Origin of the sequence: Variovorax sp. CF079 (genome assembly GCF_900101545.1) — a bacterium.
Lineage (GTDB): Bacteria > Pseudomonadota > Gammaproteobacteria > Burkholderiales > Burkholderiaceae_C > Variovorax.
The window spans coordinates 1-14,790 of the sequence record NZ_FMZU01000001.1 but is presented as its reverse complement, the minus strand read 5'-3'; the positions used below and the strand labels follow the sequence as shown (position 1 = coordinate 14,790).

The following is a 14,790-nucleotide window of genomic DNA, read 5'->3' as shown; positions in this document are numbered from 1 at the left end:
CATGCCCACCGGTCATTGCCACGCTTCGATGCGCCGCGAGTTCCTGAAGAAGGGGCTCGCGGTACTGGCGCCGGCCCTGCTGTGGCCGGCGCGCGGCCGCGCCCAGCCGACGGCCGCCCCCACGACCCGGCCGATCCCTTCGACCGGCGAGCAGTTGCCCGTGGTGGGCCTGGGCAGTTGGATCACCTTCAACGTCGGCAACGACCGCGTCGCGCGCGATGCCTGCACCGAGGTCATGCGCGCCTTCTTCGAAGCCGGCGGACGCATGATCGATTCATCGCCGATGTACGGCTCCTCGCAGGCCGTCATCGGCGAAGGCCTGGGCCGCATCGGCAGCGCGGCGCGCGTGTTCGCGGCCGACAAGGTCTGGACCGGCTCGCGCGCGCGCGGGCCGGGCCAGATGGAGGAATCGCGCCGCCTGTGGAGGCTTTCGCGCTTCGACCTGCTGCAGGTGCACAACCTGCTCGCCTGGGAAGAGCACCTGACTACGCTGTTCGCGATGAAGGCGGCCGGCCGGCTGCGCTACGTCGGCATCACCACCTCGGAAGGCCGGCGCCATCGCGAGATCGAATCGATCATGCGCAGCCAGGCTATCGACTTCGTGCAGATCAGCTACAACCTGCTCGACCGCGAGGTCGAGGAGCGCATCCTGCCGCTGGCGCGCGAGCGCGGCATCGCGGTGATCGCCAACCGGCCTTTCCGCGAAGGTGCGCTGCTGCGCGGGTTGCAGCGCCATCCGCTGCCGCCCTGGGCGGCCGAGATCGGCTGCGACGGCTGGGCGCAGTTCGCGCTCAAGTTCATCGTCTCGCATCCGGCCGTGACCTGCGCCATTCCCGCCACCAGCAGCGTGGCGCACGTGCGGCAGAACATGGGCACCGCCCTCGGCCGCATGCCCGATGCCGCGATGCGCCGGCGCATGGCGGCCTATGTCGAGGCGCTGTAGTGTCCGAGTGGTGGAGCTACCGGCCGTCGGATTTCCTGCTGTTCTCGGCGCGCACCTACCATCGGCTCTTCGAGCTCTACAACGCCGAGCTCTGGCCGGCGCACCTCCTCGCCCTGGTGATCGGGTTGGCGGTGCTGTACACAGCGCTGCAAGGCGGGGTGCAGGCGGCGCGGGTGGCCTGCCTGCTGCTCGCGGCCTGCTGGCTGTGGGTGGCCTGGGCCTTCCATCTGCAGCGCTACGCCGCCATCAACTGGGCGGCGACGGGGTTCGCCGCGGCCTTCGCGATCGAGGGCCTGCTGCTGCTCCTGTTCGGCGTGTTCGGCGCACGCATTCACATCCGGACGCAGCGCGGCTGGAGCGGCAATCTTGGCCTTGGCCTGCTCGTCTTTGCGCTCGTCATCCAGCCCTGGCTCGGCATGCTGCTCTTCGGCAGGCCGTGGCGCGAGGCCGAGCTGTTCGGCATGGCGCCGGACCCGACCGCGCTCGCGACACTGGGCCTGCTGCTCCTCTTGCGGCCGCTCGCACCGTTGGCATGGATGCTGTGGCCGATCCCGCTGCTGTGGTGCCTGATCGGCGCGACGACCCAGTGCACGCTTGCGGAAGTCATGGCTATTTCCAGCATCGAACACGGTCCGCGGCATACTTGAACCGGTCACAACTCGCCTGAATCCTACCGAATGGACAAAGAAGTCGACCCCGCGGTACTTGCGGTCATCAATGAAAAGCGCCTGTTAGGCGAGAAGCGCACCCCCGTCGACATCATCGCCAAGATGGGTGTGTTCGATGCGAGGCAGAAAGCGTCCGACTACGCCTGGCTGGCGACGGGCGACAACGTCATCGCAACCATTTGGGCCGAGTTCGTGAGCATCGGAGCCGGCGGGCGGTGGTTCTATCTCGAGTCTCTGGATACGCAGCATCGGATTGGCGGCGGAGAGCGCACCGCTCTGCAAATTCAGCGCGCCGAAGACAGACTCAAATTGCTCAAGCGCTCGCTGGACGCAGCTCAGGGGTTCCGGGCCGTACTGCAGACGAACCGGGTACCCATCCTCGATCTGGAAAACGACAAAGCCGCCAAGGTTTCGATGCGGGTGGCGGATGACGAAGAATGGCACGTCGCCGCGTGGGATGCCGATCAAAAAGTTGCACTACTGGTTCGCGGCCGACGTGGGTGGCTACCGACCGAGGAAGACTTGCAAGCTGCCCGGGCGCGGGGTGGCGTGCCGGCTGTGGCGCCGGAGGGCCCATCGGGCCAGGCATCTCGAGAAGAGGTCCAGGCAGCCGCGATTGCCTACCTGACGCGTCACTTCGCGGGCTACGGGTACAAGGCCGAGAACGTGGCAGGCCAGAACCTTGGCTACGACATCGAGGTGTCGGACAAGAAGGGCGTCACTTTGCTCAAGCTCGCGGTGAAGGGCACCTCGGCTGGGATGGCCGGCTTCCAGCTCACGGGTGAGGAGCGCGCGTGCGCAAAGCGGGGGGATCCCTGGCGGCTTGCGGTGGTCACGGACGCGCTCGGCCCCACGGCGCAGCACAAACTCTACAAGCCCTCCGAGGTTGACAAAGCACCCGGCCTCGAACCGCTGCTTGAATAGCAAGCGTTGACGTCGCCCACGGAAGGCGTCGACGTGAGTGGAATCGCTCCGGACTTCAACCGCATGTTGGCGACTTACGAAGAAACCCGCCATCGGGGCGGGTTTCAGGGCGATGCGGGAGGAAGGGGCGAACCCCTTGGAGCAAAGCTCCCGTGGCGGGATGAGCCACTGAGTCCACCGTTGCATCACCAAGGTCTGATCGGCCCCTGCACAGGAAGTTCCGCGCCATTTCGCCGTCGGAGCGGCGTCGCGGGGAAACGCGCTGCGCAGGCGTACAGTCGCATGTCGGCATGTCGTTTCTGTGCGCGTCTCGGCTACTGATGGAGACCTTACCCGCCCGTCGGGTATGTCACCAACCCTTTCATCGGAGGGTGCCCATGAGCGAAAGATCCCAAATCGACGAAGCACGCTTTGCGCAAGCCGTGCATCTCGTTGCCGCAGCCGTGTCCGCCAGTTCGCTGAGCAGCGATCGGAGCTTTGATGCGCAAACTCACCAAGACGTCCTTCGAGTGGCGCTGATTCGCGCGTACCAGACGCTTGGGGATGCGCGTGACGAGATTGAGGGTCATTTGCGAGGTCCGGATTGACCTGGTGGACCAGACCCTCCCGACAGGAGTCGCAATGCAAAGGAGACTGCCATGGAACTGACAACCGTCCCGATCGACAAGCCGACGGACCTCAACTTCATCCTCGGCCAGTCGCACTTCATCAAGACGATCGAGGACCTGCATGAGGCGATCGTGCAGACAGCGCCCCAGATGAAGTTCGGCATCGCGTTTTGCGAGTCAAGCGGGCCCGCCCTGGTGCGTCGGAGCGGGAATGACGCGGAACTCATCGAGTTGGCGCAAAAAAATGCCCTGGCGCTGAGTTGCGGACATTGCTTCATCGTCTTCATGACCGGCGGATTTCCGATCAATATCCTCAACACGATCAAAGCGGTACCGGAGGTTTGCGCCATCTACTGCGCGACGGCCAATCCGGTGGAGGTCATCGTGGCCGACACCGGGAACGGGCGAGGAATTCTCGGTGTTGTCGATGGCGCCACGAGCAAGGGAATCGAAACCGAGGCCGACGTCGAAGCGCGCAAGAAGATGCTGCGCCAGTTCGGCTACAAGCTCTGAGCGGCGAGCAGGCGCGGTCCAGCTCAGCTCGGGTGTTGGTTCCGGAACGCCGCCTCTCCGGCGTCCGACACCTCGACCCACTTCTTGTCGGGCGCTGCGTCTGCGACGTAGTTGTCGTGCCAGTTCCACCACTTGTAGGTCGGAGTCTGAGGATAGCCCTCGGGCGAGTCTTCCCAGACCTCCTGCCGGCCCAGCGGCGTGATGTCGAGGTAGTTCCAGGTGCTCCCCATCTGCTCGTCGCCGCGGTTGTTGATGAAGTAGGTGCGAAACACGCGGTCGCCGTCGCGGTAGAACACGTTCGTGCCGTGCCACTCGTCCACGCCGAAGTCGGCGTCGAAGCTGTCGGTGAGGGTGAACCACGGCATCTCCCAGCCCATCCGCGCCTTCAGCCGCGCAATGTCCGGCTGAGGCGCACGCGAGACGAAGACGAGGGTGGTGTCACGGGCGTTCAGGTGGGTGACGTGGGCGACCTGGTCGGCCACCATGGAGCAGCCCCGGCACGCATGGTCGGGCCAGCCGAACACTCCCGGCTCGAAGAAGGCGCGGTAGACGATCAACTGGCGCCGACCCTCGAACAGGTCGAGCAGGCTGGCCTTGCCCGCAGGCCCCTCGAATGCATACGCCGTCTCCACGGCCATCCACGGCATTCGCCGGCGCTCGGCGGCCAGGGCGTCACGCGCGCGGGTCTGGGCCTTTTCCTTCAAGAGCAGCTGCTCGCGGGCCGCCTCCCACGCCTGCGATGACACGACCGGTGGTGTGTGCATGGCGGGCTGGCCGCCTTTCCGTCCGTTCTCGGTTGGCGTAGTCATGGCAGAAATCTCCTGATTGGGCGAATTCCCGCGCCTCGTGGCTGAAGCGCGATTCCATTCGCTGCTCATCGCTCGTTGGTCGTGAGACAGTTTGGCACCGGAAATCGAACGCTGGGAGTAACAAGTGTGGCGGGATTCCGATGGAGTAGTTGGATGGCTCGGCGACCCACTCCGGTCTTCGACAGCCTGCTTCGTATTTGAGAATTTCGCAATCGAGGCTAGGCTGGCGGCATGGACCGCCTGCCCCCGCTGAATGCCTTGCGCGCCTTCGAGGCCGCGGCGCGGCACCTGAGCATCACCGTCGCTGCGGGCGAACTGCACGTCACGCCCGGCGCGGTGAGCCGCCAGATCAAGCTGCTGGAGGACACGCTGGGCCTGCAGCTGTTGCACCGCGGGCACCGGCAGATCTCGCTGACGCGGGCCGGCGCGGACTACTTCCGTGCCGTGACCAAGGCCGTCGATGCGTTGCGCGAGGCCACCCGGCGGCTCACGCGACGCACGCAGCGCAAGCAGCTCAAGGTGCGCTCGTACACGACCTTCGCGATGCGCTGGCTCATTCCGCGGCTTTCCGGATTCCACCAGGCCCATCCGGACATCGAGGTGCTCCTGACCGCCTCGCTGGACGAAGTCGACTTCCGCAAGGAGGATCTCGACGCGGCGATCCGCCTGGGCGACGGCAAGTGGCCCGGCGCGAACAGCCACATGCTGGTTACCAACATCCTCGCGCCGGTGTGCAGCCCCGAACTCCTCAAAGGCCGCACCAAGCTGCGCAAGCCAGTGGATTTGCGCCACTTCACCTTGCTGCACTCGATCGCCCGGCCCGATGACTGGGGCTACTGGCTGGACGCCAACGGCGTGGCGCCGCAGGTCGACAGCGCTGCGGGCATGACCTACCAAAGCTCCGCGATGGCCTATGCTGCCGCCATCGAAGGACAAGGACTGGCCATGGCACAGCTTTTCCTGGTCGAGGACGACCTGCGCGAGGGCAAGCTGGTCATGCCCCTCAAGAAGACGCTCGACATGGGCAGCTATACCTACTATCTGCTGACGCCGGCCGGGCGGCCGGAGAGCGCATCAATGAAGCAGTTCCGGACCTGGATGCTCGCGCAGTTCGCGCTGCCAGAGGCCTAGGACGCCGGGCAGGACACGACGCGATGCGCGAGCAGTCGCTCGATGTGCATCGCGTCGTAACCCGCAGCCGCCAGGATCTCGCGCGTGTGCTGCCCTCGGCGCGGCGCCGGCGCGTGCGGCAGGCGGTTGGTCTCGGCGCTGTTGATCGGGAAACCCGGCGTCCGGACCGCGCCTGCGGCCGGATCGTCGAGCGTGGCGATCATCTGGTTGGCGGCCACCTGCGGATGCTGCTCGACATCGCCGTAGTTCGCGACGCGCGCACACAGGATGTCGGCGGCGTTGAGTTCGGCCAACCAATGGTCGGTCGAGCGGGCGCGGAATGCCTCGGCCAAGGCGGCACGCATCGCGCCGCGGTGGGCCACGCGCAGGGGCGAGCTGGCGAAGCGTTCGTCGCCGATCAGTTGCGGAAGTGCCAGCGCTTCGCACAGCCGGTCCCAGCGCCCGCCGTTGTACGCGGCCACCATGATCCAGCCGTCGGCGGTTTCGAAAGCCTCGTTGGGAGCCGAGTACGGCGCCGCGCTGCCCATGCGCTGCGGGAGCTCGCCATCCGAGAGATAGCTGGTGAACGAAGACTGCTGCAATGCAAGGGCCGCGTTCATCAGGTTCACGTCGAGATAGCCGCCCTGCCCGCTTTCCGTGCGCTGCTGCAGCTGGGCCAGCACGCCCACGCAGGCCACATAGCCCGTGACGACGTCGACCACCGGCGCCTGCACCTTGCCCGGCTCGGCGCCCGGCGATCCGATCAGGCTCATCAGGCCGCTGTCGGCCTGCAGGATGCCGTCGACGCCGGCGCGGTCGGCATACGGGCCGCTCTGTCCGTAGGCGGAGATGGAGCAGTACACCAGGCGCGGATGGTCGGCCGCGAGCTGCGTGTAGCCGAGGCCGAGCCGCTCCATGACGCCGGGCCGCATGCTTTCGATCACGACGTCGGCTTGCGCGATCAGCGTGCGAGCGACGGCCATGCCTTCGGGGGCCTTGAGGTCCAGGCACAGCCCGAGCTTGTTGCGGTTGAAGGCGTGGAACAGCGCGCTGTCGTCGCCGATCCACGGCGGGCCGAGCGTGCGACCGAGTTCGCCCTCGGGCGCCTCGACCTTGATCACGCGGGCGCCCATGTCGGCCAGCAGCATCGAGCAGGTGGGCCCGGCGCCGATCTGCGTGAAGTCGATGACCTTCAGGCTCTCGAGTGCAGTGCGCAGCATGGCGATGTCTCCTTCATGGTTCAGTTCGGCTGGCGCCTGAAAGCCCCTTGGGCCGTGGCGATGACGGTGCCGTCGTCGGCGACCAGCTCGGCACTCGCGAAGTAGACGCGTCTGCCGCCGCCTGTCACGCGCCCGCGCGCCTGGACTTCGCCCCGGTTCGCACGGGCGAGATAGCTGATCGACAGCGTCAAGGTCAGCGCATTGACCGGCGCCGCTTCGCCGTGCGCCATGAGTCCGGCGTAGCCGCAGGCCGCATCGAGCAGCGTGGCGGTCACGCCGCCCTGAAGACTGGCCTGGCGGTTGAGATGCCGGCCCTCGAGCGCGAGCGCCAGGCTGCATCGGCCGGAACTCCATTCGACGAGCCGGATGCCCAGGTGCTCGAGCAGCGGGTTGTCGAGCTGCAACGCAGGACCGGCTCTCATTGCTCGATCTTCAGCTTGAGTTCGCTGACCAGGCGTGCCCAGCGAAGCAGGTCCTTGTCGAGCAGCTGCCTGGCCTCTGCGGGACTGGAAGAGCGGGTCTCGAAACCCTGCTTGGCCAGGCGCGCCTGGACCTCGGGGGTCTTGAGCGCTTCCACCACCGCGGCATTGAGCTTGTCGATGACCGGCTTCGGGGTCTGCGCCGGAGCGAGCAGGCTGTACCAGAGCGAGGCCTCGTAGTTCTTGAAACCGACCTCGCCGAAGGTCGGAAGCTGCGGCAACGCGGCCGATTTGGCCTGTCCCGCGATGCCGAGCGCGCGCAGCTTGCCGCTCTCGATGAAGGGGAGCACCGAGGCCATGGTGCCGAAAGCCAGCTGCACCTGCCCACCGATCACGTCGGCGATGGCAGGCGCGGTGCCGCGGTAAGGCACGTGAACCAGTTGCGTCTTCGCCATGTTGGCGAATACCTCGCCCGCCAGGTGCTGCGGCGTGCCGTTGCCGGGGCTGCTGTACGCCAGCTTGCCGCTGTGGGCCTTGGCGTACTGCACGAATTCGGCAAGCGTCCGGTAGGGCTCGGCCGGGTTGGCCACCAGCACGATCGGCACCGAGGCCAGCAGGCTGACCGGCGCGAAGTCTTTCTCCAGCTTGAACGGCGTCTTGACACCGATGGCGGGGTTGATGGTCACCTGGTTGGAAGCCAGCAGCAAGGTATACCCATCGGCCGGCGCACGCGCCACGATGTCGGTGCCGAGGTTGCCGCCCGCCCCCGGCCGGTTGTCGACCACCACGGCCTGACCGAGGATTTCCGTGAGGCGCGGGGCGATGGCGCGCGCCAGGATGTCGTTGCCGCCGCCGGGCGCGAACGGCACCACGAGCGTGATCGCCTTCGCCGGATACGGTGGCTGCTGCGCATGGCCGAGCGGCCAGGTGCAGAGCGCCGCGGCCGCGGCCGCGAGCGCCAGCAACGAACGGCGGTGTGTGGGATGGGTGTTCATGCGTGTCTCCTTGGATCGATGTTCAGCGGCCCACATAGCGGGGCGTGCGTTTCTCGGTGAAGGCCCTGCGGCCCTCGATGCGGTCTTGCGTATCTCGCAGCACGCCCCAGTACAGCTCGGTGAGCTGCTGCGCGTCGGCTTCGCCGAGGTGTGCCGTCTGGCGCGACAGCTTCTTCACGGCCTGCACCGCCAGCGGCGCGTTGCCGGCGATGCGCCGCGCCAGCGCGAAGGCGCGGTCGAGCAGCGCGACGGGCTCTTCCACCAGCTCCGACACCAGCCCGATGCGCTGCGCGGTGCTCGCATCGATGCGCTCCGCCGTCAGCACCATCTGCATCGCATGCGCCGACGGCACGGCCTTGAGCAGGCGGTGCAGGCCGGACACTGCCGGAATCGAGCCGACGGCCGTCTCCGGCAAGCCGAAGCTCGCGCCGGCCGAGGCAATGCGCAGGTCGCACTGGAGCGCCAGCTCCAGCCCGGCGCCGAGGCAATGGCCGTTGACGGCCGCGATGAGCGGCTTGAACACGCAGAGGTCGCTCAGGTCCATGAGCCGGATGTACAGGCCCATGTCGGCTGCCGGCGCGGACGCGCGGAACAATGCTTCGGCATACGGTGCAGGCGATGTCTGCGTGCCCTTGAGATCGGCGCCGGCGCAGAAGGCCTTGCTCCCTGCGCCGGTGAGGATCGCGACGCGCAGGTCGTCGCGATCGCGGACCTCGACCAGGCACCGGCGCAGGTCTCTCAACGCAGCCAGGTCCAGCGCATTCAATGCTTCGGGCCGGTCCAGCGTGATCAGCGCGACCTGGTCTTTGACATCCAGACGAACGGTCATGAGGAGCTCCTAGACGCTGGGCGATGACAGGCTGCGGCCGCCGCAGACATAGAGGGTCTGCCCGGTCACGTAGGACGCCGCCGGATCGAGGAAGAACTCGACCGCCAGCGCGATGTCGTCCGCCGTGCCGATGCGGCGCACCGGCACCGAGTCCTTGAGCCGCGCCTGCACATCCGGCGCGAAGTTGCGAAACAGCGGGGTGTCGACGATGCCGGGCGCCACCGCGTTGACGGTCACGCCCTTGGCGGCGAACTCGATGGCCAGGCTCCGCGTCAGGCTCACCACGCCGCCCTTGGCCGCCGAATAGTTGGCCTGGCCGAAGCCGCCGAGCCAGGCGCGCGAGGAGAGGTTGACGATGCGGCCGAAGCCGCGCTCCACCATGCCCGGCAGCGCCTCGCGGCAGCAGACGAACTGCGACCGCAGGTTGGAGTCGATGACGATGTCCCAGTCCTCGTCGGTCATCTTCAGGAAGCGCGTATCGCGCACCGCACCCGCGTTGTTGACGAGAAAGTCGACGCGGCCTGCGCTTGCAAGAACGCTGGCGAAGGCCGCATCGACGGCCTTGGAGTCGGTCAGGTCCACGGCAACGCCCATGGCCTTGTGCCCGTCTTGTTGCAAGGCGGCCACAGCAGCGTCGAGCGCCGCGCCATCGCGGTCGAGCAAGGCGACGGTAAGGTCCTGCGCAGCGAGCCGGCTCGCGATGCCGAGGCCAATGCCTCGGGCAGCGCCGGTGACCACCGCCACGTGTTCGGGGTTGAATCTTCTTTCGCCCATCTCACACTCCCAGCAGGTGAACGGATGACGCGGCATGGTCGACGCCGGCAATGCCGCCGCCGGTGCATTGGGTCAGGCCGACCTTCGCGCCCTCGACCTGGCGTGCGCCGGCCCGGCCTTGCAGCTGCCACATCAGCTCGACCATCTGCGCGACGCCGGTGGCGCCGAGCGGGTGGCCCTTGGCGAGCAGCCCGCCGCTGGGGTTCACCGGCACGCGACCGCCCAATCGCGTGGCGCCGGATTGCAGCAAGGCAACAGCCTCTCCGCGCGGCGCGAGACCCAAGGCCTCGTAGTACAGCAGTTCGGCGATGGTGAAGGCGTCGTGCAGCTCCACCACGTCGAGGTCCTGCGGGCCGAGGCCGGCTTGTTCGTAGGCCTGGCGTGCCGCACGGGCCGTGATTTCGGCGTCGAGGATGTCGTCGTCGGCCCGTTCGCGAATGCCCGACACCACCACGGAAGACAGCAGCTTCACAGGCGTGCGCCCTGCCGGGCGGCGCGTGCGCAGCACCACGGCGGCCGCGCCATCGACCTGCGAAGGGCAGCACTGCAGCAGCGTCAGCGGATCGGCGATCATGCGCGAGGCCAGCACCTCCTCGACCGTGGTCTCGGTGCGCTGCTGGGCGTATTCGTTCAGAGAACCGTGGTGACGGTTCTTCACCGCGACGGCCGCCAGGTCGGCCGGCGTGGCAGATCGCTCGTGCAGGAAGCGCGTGCCGCGCATCGCGTACACGGCCGGCAGCACCATGCCCGCCTTTGCATAGAGCTCGGTCTTGTGGTCGTTGCGCTGCAGCGGGATGGTGCCGCCGCCGAGCGCGGTGAGCTGCTCGATGCCGAACACCAGCACCGTATCGTACTGCTCGGCCAGCATCGCGTGCCGTGCCAAGTGGACCGCCGTGGCGCCGCTGGCGCAGGCGTTCTCGACGTTGTAGACCGGAATTCCGCCGAAGCCGAGATCGCGGACGATGAGCTGGCCCAGGATCATGCCGCCGAGCACGTTGGCGCAGTAGATGGCCTGGATGTCGCGCGCCTCGACGCCCGCGTCGTCCATTGCCTTCAGGATGGCGCGCTGCGCGAGCTCGGGAGCGAGCACGCCGCTGTGGCGGCCGAAGGGCGTCATGGCGCCGCCGGTGATGAAGATGTCTTTCATGCCGATGCTCCTTCGACCGCCTCGAACACGTAGCCGAACTGCTCGTCTGGCACTGCGCGATAGCGCTCGCCGATGGCCGGGCGCGCCTTGCCTTGCAGCCGGCCGAAGATGCGCACCGGGCCGGGCAGGTCCACATAGCCGAGCGCGTAAGGCGCCAGCCCGCTCTTGGCCGTCGGATGGATGACCGTGAAGCTGTAGACCTCGCCGATCGAGGGCAGTGCGACCGGCGCGTGCCGCGCGGCCAGCGGCGAAGCATCGGGAAAGGCGGGAAAAATCAGCTCGCCGGTATCGGCGGCGCGCGAGGCGAGCAGGCCGGCGTCGGGCTCAGGGCTCCACAGCGGGTAGGGTGCGACGTACATAGGTCTCCTTGTGGCCGACACCGCGAAGATGGCATCGGATGGAGCTATGGTTGTCCTTCCGGCGCTCGCCGACAAACGACTTCTGTGGCTCTGTCGCTTGAGGAAATCTCAACTGAGCAAGCGCAAACACCGCTGCGCGCTCAGCGCGCAGTGGCGGCGTCGAGCACGAAGGACGTGGCCTTGCGCCACCATGCATCGTCGACGCGCCCCGGCCAGTCGTTGTGGCCGGCCGCCTCGATCACCACCAGCCGCCTGGGCTCGGGAAGCGCGTCGTAAAGCGCGCGGCCGAAGCGCGCCGGCACGATGTTGTCGCGCTCGGCGATGGCGACCAGAACCGGGCGGCCGAAGGAGGCGAGATGCGCGGCGCTGTCGTAGCGATCGCGCAGCAGCCAGCTCACCGGCAGCCATGGGTAGTGATGGCCCGCGACGTTCTCGAGCCGGTCCCACGGCGTGATCAGCAGCAGGCCCACCACCTTGTCCCGCTGCCGTGCGGCCGCCGCGGCCGCGACGCCGGCGCCCAGCGATTCGCCGACCACGAGCAGCGGCGCGCCATGCGCTCGATGCGCCTGCACGATGCTTTGTTCGGCATCGTCGACCAGATGGCGTTCGCCCATCTCTCCGCCGCGCGGGCCGTAGCCAGGGTACTCGGCCAGGATCACGCGCAGCCCCAGGCCCGTGAGCGCACGGGCGTAGTACGCGCGATGCCCGGCATGCCCCGCGTTGCCGTGAAAGACGATGGCGGTGCCGCGCGCCACGCCCGCCGGCTCCGCGACCAGGCCGCGGAAGTCCTCTGCCGAAGGCCAGGCCTTCAGTCCGCCGGACACCATGTCCGCGACCGTGGCCTTGGCCGGGAAGTAGAGCAGGCGGTCCTGGAACATGGCGACTCCTGCCAGCCCGATCAGGCAGGCGATGGCGAGCTTCAAGAGCAGTTTCATCGGCATCGCGTTCACTCCGCGCCGCGCGCGAATGGCACAGGGTACCAGGGCGTCATGCGCACGTCGCACAAGCGTCATGGCCGGTTCATGGCGATGACACGGCCGCTGCCTAGTCTTGGCCGCGCCGCTTGCGAACCCGATCCCCGACAACGCCAAAAATCGGCTGCGGTCTTCGCGGCCGTCCACGCCTTCCTGGCTTCAGCCTCGTCCTTGATTGCCAGCGCGCTCATCGGTTTCTGGGCGCTGCGACGCTACCTCTACCTGCTCAACCATGCCGAGTTCGTCGCCGATCTGGCGGTGTGCCGCGCTTGCGATACCTGGGAGATCCTGAATCCGAACGACGCGGGACAGCCTGCGCAGGATCGCCTGCGCGTTCGCTGCAAGCGCTGCGGCCACGTGTGGTTCATCGAGCTTTGAACGCCTCTTCGACCTGCGCGGCCCAAGCATCGCGGAACGTGAACTTTTGCTCGACTTGCCGTGTAGGACTACACCTACTAATCTTCGGCCATGGTTTCTCCCGGGTGGGCATCAAGGACCAACCCCTTCAGGCCCGCCTCGTGCGGGCCTTCTTTTGCGGACTGCGTCCGACAGGCATCGGGCATCCGTCCCACAGCCCAGCCGCCATCCTGCGGTCACATTGCAGGCTCCCTTCAAAAAAGGAGCCCTATGAACAAGAGACCCGCTCTGGCCAGCCTTTGGCTGATCGCACTGCTCGGCGCCGGCGCCGCGCTCGCCCAGTCGGCGCCGCCCGGCTCCGATGCCCGCACGGCGAGCGAACGCGCGGCCTGCGATGGCGTGCAGCAGGACAAGGCGGCGTGCCTTCGCGAAGCCGGTGCCGCGCGACAGGAGGCCCGGCGCAACGGCCTCACCGGCTCGAGCGCCACCGGCTACGACGCCAATGCGATGGCCCGATGCAAGCTGCAGCCCGCTGCCGACCAGGCGGACTGCGAGGCGCGCGTGCGAGGCGGCGCGGGCAGTTCTTCCGGGGGCAGCGTCATGGGCGGCGGCGTGATTCGCGAGACGGTGACTCCGGTGCCGGCGCCTTCGCGCTGATCGCTGGACGGGTCCGCCCGGGAAGACTCTCGTTGGAGGCAAGCACCGATGCCAAGACCATCTCTGGCTTTCATCGCACTGGTCTTCGCCGGTTCTGCGAGCGGCGCCAGCAACTGCGATGCCATCCTGTCCCAGATCGATACGAAGATCAGAGCCTCCGGCGTCTCTCGCTTCACGCTCACCACGGTAGACGCCGACGCAATCGTTACCGACAAGGTCGTGGGCACCTGCGATCTTGGAACGAAGAAGATCGTGTATGCGCAGGGCGATTTGCCGGCTTCGCCGCCGAATAGTGACGGATCGGCCTCCGGCGCGCGTCCCTCGCCGCCGCAGCCTCGCAGCGAGCCCATCCTGACCGAATGCAAGGACGGCTCCGTATCGGTCGGCGGGGACTGCAAGAAGTAAGCGGGACCCGGATCAACGCCCGACGCTATGCAGCCGCGGCATCGCCGGTGCGCCGACTCTTGCGGTAGCGCGGAGTGACTTCGGCCAGCATCGCCTCCTTGGACAGCAGTCTTGAGCCTCCAACCCAAAGCTCGGTCGGCGCGCCATTGGGATCGCGCACCCGGCGAATCGTCTCTCCGGGACTGTTGTAGGAAGAAGCTTTGCGGATCACCCCATGATCCTTGCCAGCGATCGCGAACTCGGTGTTCGTGCCATCGAAAGGTGGATTCATCGCCGGCGCGACTTGGCACACCACCTTGCCCATGGGGACAAGATCACTGGCACCCCACATGCTCCACCAGCGTCCCTTCCAGGCCGCCTCCCGTTTGGCTGGCGCACCATGGTGTTGAAACGCCGAAAGGATGCTCGCAATCCCATCGACCCACTGGTAGGACGGGCCATCCTGTGCGTTGCAAAGAACGGTGACCGTGAAACCCGAGGCGGTAAAACGCGCCGTTCTCGAAACGAAGCCTTGCAGACTGCCGGTGTGGCCATACCACTCCTTGGGCCCGGGCCCGCTCATCATGGTGCCGTAGCCGTAGTACGACTCCTGGGTGCTGCAGTTGTCGCGCCAGCGGCGCTGCATCATGTGGCGGCGACTCGCTGCCGACAGGATGCTCCCTTTGCTTTCCGGCGCGAGTTGCGCAAAGAACCGAGCCACATCCGAGGCCGTCGAGACGAATCCGCCTGCCGGCGCGATCGCATGGCAGACGTTGTCGCCCGGTACGATCAGGCGCTGCCCGAAGGGGAACTCGGCACTGTGCCCATTGGCCATGGGTGCTTTCTTGCGCAGCTGCGGCATGTCGGGGACGGTCTCGTGCAATCCCGCCGCGTCGATCACGTGGCGGGTGATCCAGGCCGGATATTCGCTGCCGCTGACTTCCTCGATCATCAGCCCCAACAGGCCATAGCCATGGTTGGAATACTTGAGCTGAACGCCGGGTGCGAGCGGCTGCTTCTATGAGGACTTGTTTGTCAAGCGTTCCGGTCAACGTATCGATGGGTGGTATTTCATGGCGGCCCCCGGGTGTTGCTGAGCG

The 14,790-nt window shown here is 67.2% G+C and carries 18 protein-coding genes and 1 pseudogene; 9 read left to right on the top strand and 10 right to left on the bottom strand.

Annotation, left to right across the window (positions count from 1 at the left end; translation table 11 throughout):
- The first annotated feature begins 1 nt into the window (after nucleotide 1).
- The 5 genes from BLS74_RS00090 to BLS74_RS00075 all read left to right on the top strand — a co-directional run bounded on the left by BLS74_RS00090 (nucleotide 2) and on the right by BLS74_RS00075 (nucleotide 3,656).
- Entirely contained in the window at nucleotides 2–943 is a 942-nt protein-coding gene (locus BLS74_RS00090; RefSeq protein ID WP_244503691.1) for an aldo/keto reductase, read from the top strand.
- Nucleotides 943–1,590 (top strand): DUF6064 family protein, encoded by a 648-nt coding sequence (locus BLS74_RS00085; protein ID WP_093101977.1) that lies wholly within the window; start codon nucleotides 943–945, stop codon nucleotides 1,588–1,590. The genes BLS74_RS00090 and BLS74_RS00085 overlap by 1 nt, the downstream gene beginning before the upstream one ends.
- A gap of 30 nt (nucleotides 1,591–1,620) precedes the next feature.
- Nucleotides 1,621–2,535 (top strand): protein NO VEIN domain-containing protein, encoded by a 915-nt coding sequence (locus tag BLS74_RS00080; protein ID WP_093101975.1) that lies wholly within the window; start codon nucleotides 1,621–1,623, stop codon nucleotides 2,533–2,535.
- Nucleotides 2,536–2,912: 377 nt separating this feature from the next.
- Nucleotides 2,913–3,122, top strand: a complete 210-nt coding sequence (locus BLS74_RS33600; protein WP_139191603.1) for a hypothetical protein — start codon at nucleotides 2,913–2,915, stop codon at nucleotides 3,120–3,122.
- Between the two features lie 51 nt (nucleotides 3,123–3,173).
- Nucleotides 3,174–3,656, top strand: a complete 483-nt coding sequence (locus tag BLS74_RS00075; protein WP_093101974.1) for an adenosine-specific kinase — start codon at nucleotides 3,174–3,176, stop codon at nucleotides 3,654–3,656.
- A gap of 23 nt (nucleotides 3,657–3,679) precedes the next feature.
- On the opposite strand, the gene BLS74_RS00070 is transcribed toward BLS74_RS00075, so the two are convergent.
- Nucleotides 3,680–4,465 (bottom strand): DUF899 domain-containing protein, encoded by a 786-nt coding sequence (locus tag BLS74_RS00070; RefSeq protein ID WP_093101973.1) that lies wholly within the window; start codon nucleotides 4,463–4,465, stop codon nucleotides 3,680–3,682.
- Between the two features lie 231 nt (nucleotides 4,466–4,696).
- On the opposite strand from BLS74_RS00070, the gene gcvA reads away from it, so the two are divergent.
- A complete protein-coding gene (gene gcvA, locus BLS74_RS00065; RefSeq protein ID WP_093101971.1) occupies nucleotides 4,697–5,596 on the top strand; it encodes a transcriptional regulator GcvA in 900 nt (299 codons plus the stop codon).
- On the opposite strand, the gene BLS74_RS00060 is transcribed toward gcvA, so the two are convergent.
- The 8 genes from BLS74_RS00060 to BLS74_RS00025 form a co-directional block, all read right to left on the bottom strand.
- Nucleotides 5,593–6,795 (bottom strand): CaiB/BaiF CoA transferase family protein, encoded by a 1,203-nt coding sequence (locus BLS74_RS00060; RefSeq protein ID WP_093101970.1) that lies wholly within the window; start codon nucleotides 6,793–6,795, stop codon nucleotides 5,593–5,595. The two genes, gcvA and BLS74_RS00060, sit on opposite strands and share 4 nt — an antisense overlap.
- Nucleotides 6,796–6,815: 20 nt before the next feature.
- The gene (locus BLS74_RS00055) at nucleotides 6,816–7,217 is read right to left on the bottom strand and encodes a PaaI family thioesterase (protein WP_093101968.1); all 402 of its coding nucleotides are present in this window, start codon (nucleotides 7,215–7,217) and stop codon (nucleotides 6,816–6,818) included.
- Nucleotides 7,214–8,209: a tripartite tricarboxylate transporter substrate binding protein gene (locus tag BLS74_RS00050; protein WP_093101967.1), complete on the bottom strand. Its 996-nt coding sequence runs from the start codon at nucleotides 8,207–8,209 to the stop codon at nucleotides 7,214–7,216. Before BLS74_RS00050 ends, BLS74_RS00055 begins: the two co-directional genes overlap by 4 nt.
- A gap of 22 nt (nucleotides 8,210–8,231) precedes the next feature.
- Nucleotides 8,232–9,038, bottom strand: coding sequence for an enoyl-CoA hydratase/isomerase family protein (locus tag BLS74_RS00045; RefSeq protein WP_093101965.1), 807 nt, complete (start codon nucleotides 9,036–9,038; stop codon nucleotides 8,232–8,234).
- A gap of 9 nt (nucleotides 9,039–9,047) precedes the next feature.
- Nucleotides 9,048–9,812, bottom strand: coding sequence for an SDR family NAD(P)-dependent oxidoreductase (locus tag BLS74_RS00040; protein ID WP_093101964.1), 765 nt, complete (start codon nucleotides 9,810–9,812; stop codon nucleotides 9,048–9,050).
- A gap of 1 nt (nucleotide 9,813) precedes the next feature.
- Nucleotides 9,814–10,959: a thiolase family protein gene (locus BLS74_RS00035; protein ID WP_093101963.1), complete on the bottom strand. Its 1,146-nt coding sequence runs from the start codon at nucleotides 10,957–10,959 to the stop codon at nucleotides 9,814–9,816.
- Nucleotides 10,956–11,318, bottom strand: coding sequence for a Zn-ribbon domain-containing OB-fold protein (locus BLS74_RS00030; protein WP_093101962.1), 363 nt, complete (start codon nucleotides 11,316–11,318; stop codon nucleotides 10,956–10,958). The genes BLS74_RS00035 and BLS74_RS00030 overlap by 4 nt, the downstream gene beginning before the upstream one ends.
- A gap of 140 nt (nucleotides 11,319–11,458) precedes the next feature.
- A complete protein-coding gene (locus BLS74_RS00025; protein ID WP_093102648.1) occupies nucleotides 11,459–12,253 on the bottom strand; it encodes an alpha/beta hydrolase in 795 nt (264 codons plus the stop codon).
- 54 nt (nucleotides 12,254–12,307) lie between these two features.
- Here BLS74_RS00025 and BLS74_RS33595 point away from each other — a divergent pair, with 54 nt between their 5' ends.
- The 3 genes from BLS74_RS33595 (at nucleotide 12,308) to BLS74_RS00010 (ending at nucleotide 13,711) form a co-directional block, all read left to right on the top strand.
- Nucleotides 12,308–12,670, top strand: coding sequence for an MJ0042-type zinc finger domain-containing protein (locus tag BLS74_RS33595; protein WP_139191602.1), 363 nt, complete (start codon nucleotides 12,308–12,310; stop codon nucleotides 12,668–12,670).
- A 249-nt stretch (nucleotides 12,671–12,919) separates the two neighbouring features.
- On the top strand, nucleotides 12,920–13,306 hold the full coding sequence (locus BLS74_RS00015; protein WP_093101959.1) for a hypothetical protein: 387 nt from the start codon (nucleotides 12,920–12,922) through the stop codon (nucleotides 13,304–13,306).
- Between the two features lie 48 nt (nucleotides 13,307–13,354).
- Nucleotides 13,355–13,711, top strand: coding sequence for a DUF1161 domain-containing protein (locus BLS74_RS00010; RefSeq protein WP_093101957.1), 357 nt, complete (start codon nucleotides 13,355–13,357; stop codon nucleotides 13,709–13,711).
- A gap of 25 nt (nucleotides 13,712–13,736) precedes the next feature.
- Here BLS74_RS00010 and BLS74_RS00005 read toward each other — a convergent pair.
- Nucleotides 13,737–14,684, bottom strand: a pseudogene (locus BLS74_RS00005) (serine hydrolase domain-containing protein); the annotation flags it as partial.
- Nucleotides 14,685–14,790 lie beyond the last annotated feature (106 nt).

Bases quoted from the DNA above. Each gene is read 5' to 3' on its own strand.
- BLS74_RS00090 (WP_244503691.1), top strand. From the start codon at position 2: ATGCCCACCGGTCATTGCCACGCTTCGATGCGCCGCGAGTTCCTGAAG.
- BLS74_RS00080 (WP_093101975.1), top strand. From the start codon at position 1,621: ATGGACAAAGAAGTCGACCCCGCGGTACTTGCGGTCATCAATGAAAAG.
- BLS74_RS33600 (WP_139191603.1), top strand. From the start codon at position 2,913: ATGAGCGAAAGATCCCAAATCGACGAAGCACGCTTTGCGCAAGCCGTG.
- BLS74_RS00075 (WP_093101974.1), top strand. From the start codon at position 3,174: ATGGAACTGACAACCGTCCCGATCGACAAGCCGACGGACCTCAACTTC.
- BLS74_RS00070 (WP_093101973.1), bottom strand. From the start codon at position 4,465: ATGACTACGCCAACCGAGAACGGACGGAAAGGCGGCCAGCCCGCCATG.
- gcvA (WP_093101971.1), top strand. From the start codon at position 4,697: ATGGACCGCCTGCCCCCGCTGAATGCCTTGCGCGCCTTCGAGGCCGCG.
- BLS74_RS00060 (WP_093101970.1), bottom strand. From the start codon at position 6,795: ATGCTGCGCACTGCACTCGAGAGCCTGAAGGTCATCGACTTCACGCAG.
- BLS74_RS00055 (WP_093101968.1), bottom strand. From the start codon at position 7,217: ATGAGAGCCGGTCCTGCGTTGCAGCTCGACAACCCGCTGCTCGAGCAC.
- BLS74_RS00050 (WP_093101967.1), bottom strand. From the start codon at position 8,209: ATGAACACCCATCCCACACACCGCCGTTCGTTGCTGGCGCTCGCGGCC.
- BLS74_RS00045 (WP_093101965.1), bottom strand. From the start codon at position 9,038: ATGACCGTTCGTCTGGATGTCAAAGACCAGGTCGCGCTGATCACGCTG.
- BLS74_RS00040 (WP_093101964.1), bottom strand. From the start codon at position 9,812: ATGGGCGAAAGAAGATTCAACCCCGAACACGTGGCGGTGGTCACCGGC.
- BLS74_RS00035 (WP_093101963.1), bottom strand. From the start codon at position 10,959: ATGAAAGACATCTTCATCACCGGCGGCGCCATGACGCCCTTCGGCCGC.
- BLS74_RS00030 (WP_093101962.1), bottom strand. From the start codon at position 11,318: ATGTACGTCGCACCCTACCCGCTGTGGAGCCCTGAGCCCGACGCCGGC.
- BLS74_RS00025 (WP_093102648.1), bottom strand. From the start codon at position 12,253: ATGAAACTGCTCTTGAAGCTCGCCATCGCCTGCCTGATCGGGCTGGCA.
- BLS74_RS33595 (WP_139191602.1), top strand. From the start codon at position 12,308: ATGCGCACGTCGCACAAGCGTCATGGCCGGTTCATGGCGATGACACGG.
- BLS74_RS00015 (WP_093101959.1), top strand. From the start codon at position 12,920: ATGAACAAGAGACCCGCTCTGGCCAGCCTTTGGCTGATCGCACTGCTC.
- BLS74_RS00010 (WP_093101957.1), top strand. From the start codon at position 13,355: ATGCCAAGACCATCTCTGGCTTTCATCGCACTGGTCTTCGCCGGTTCT.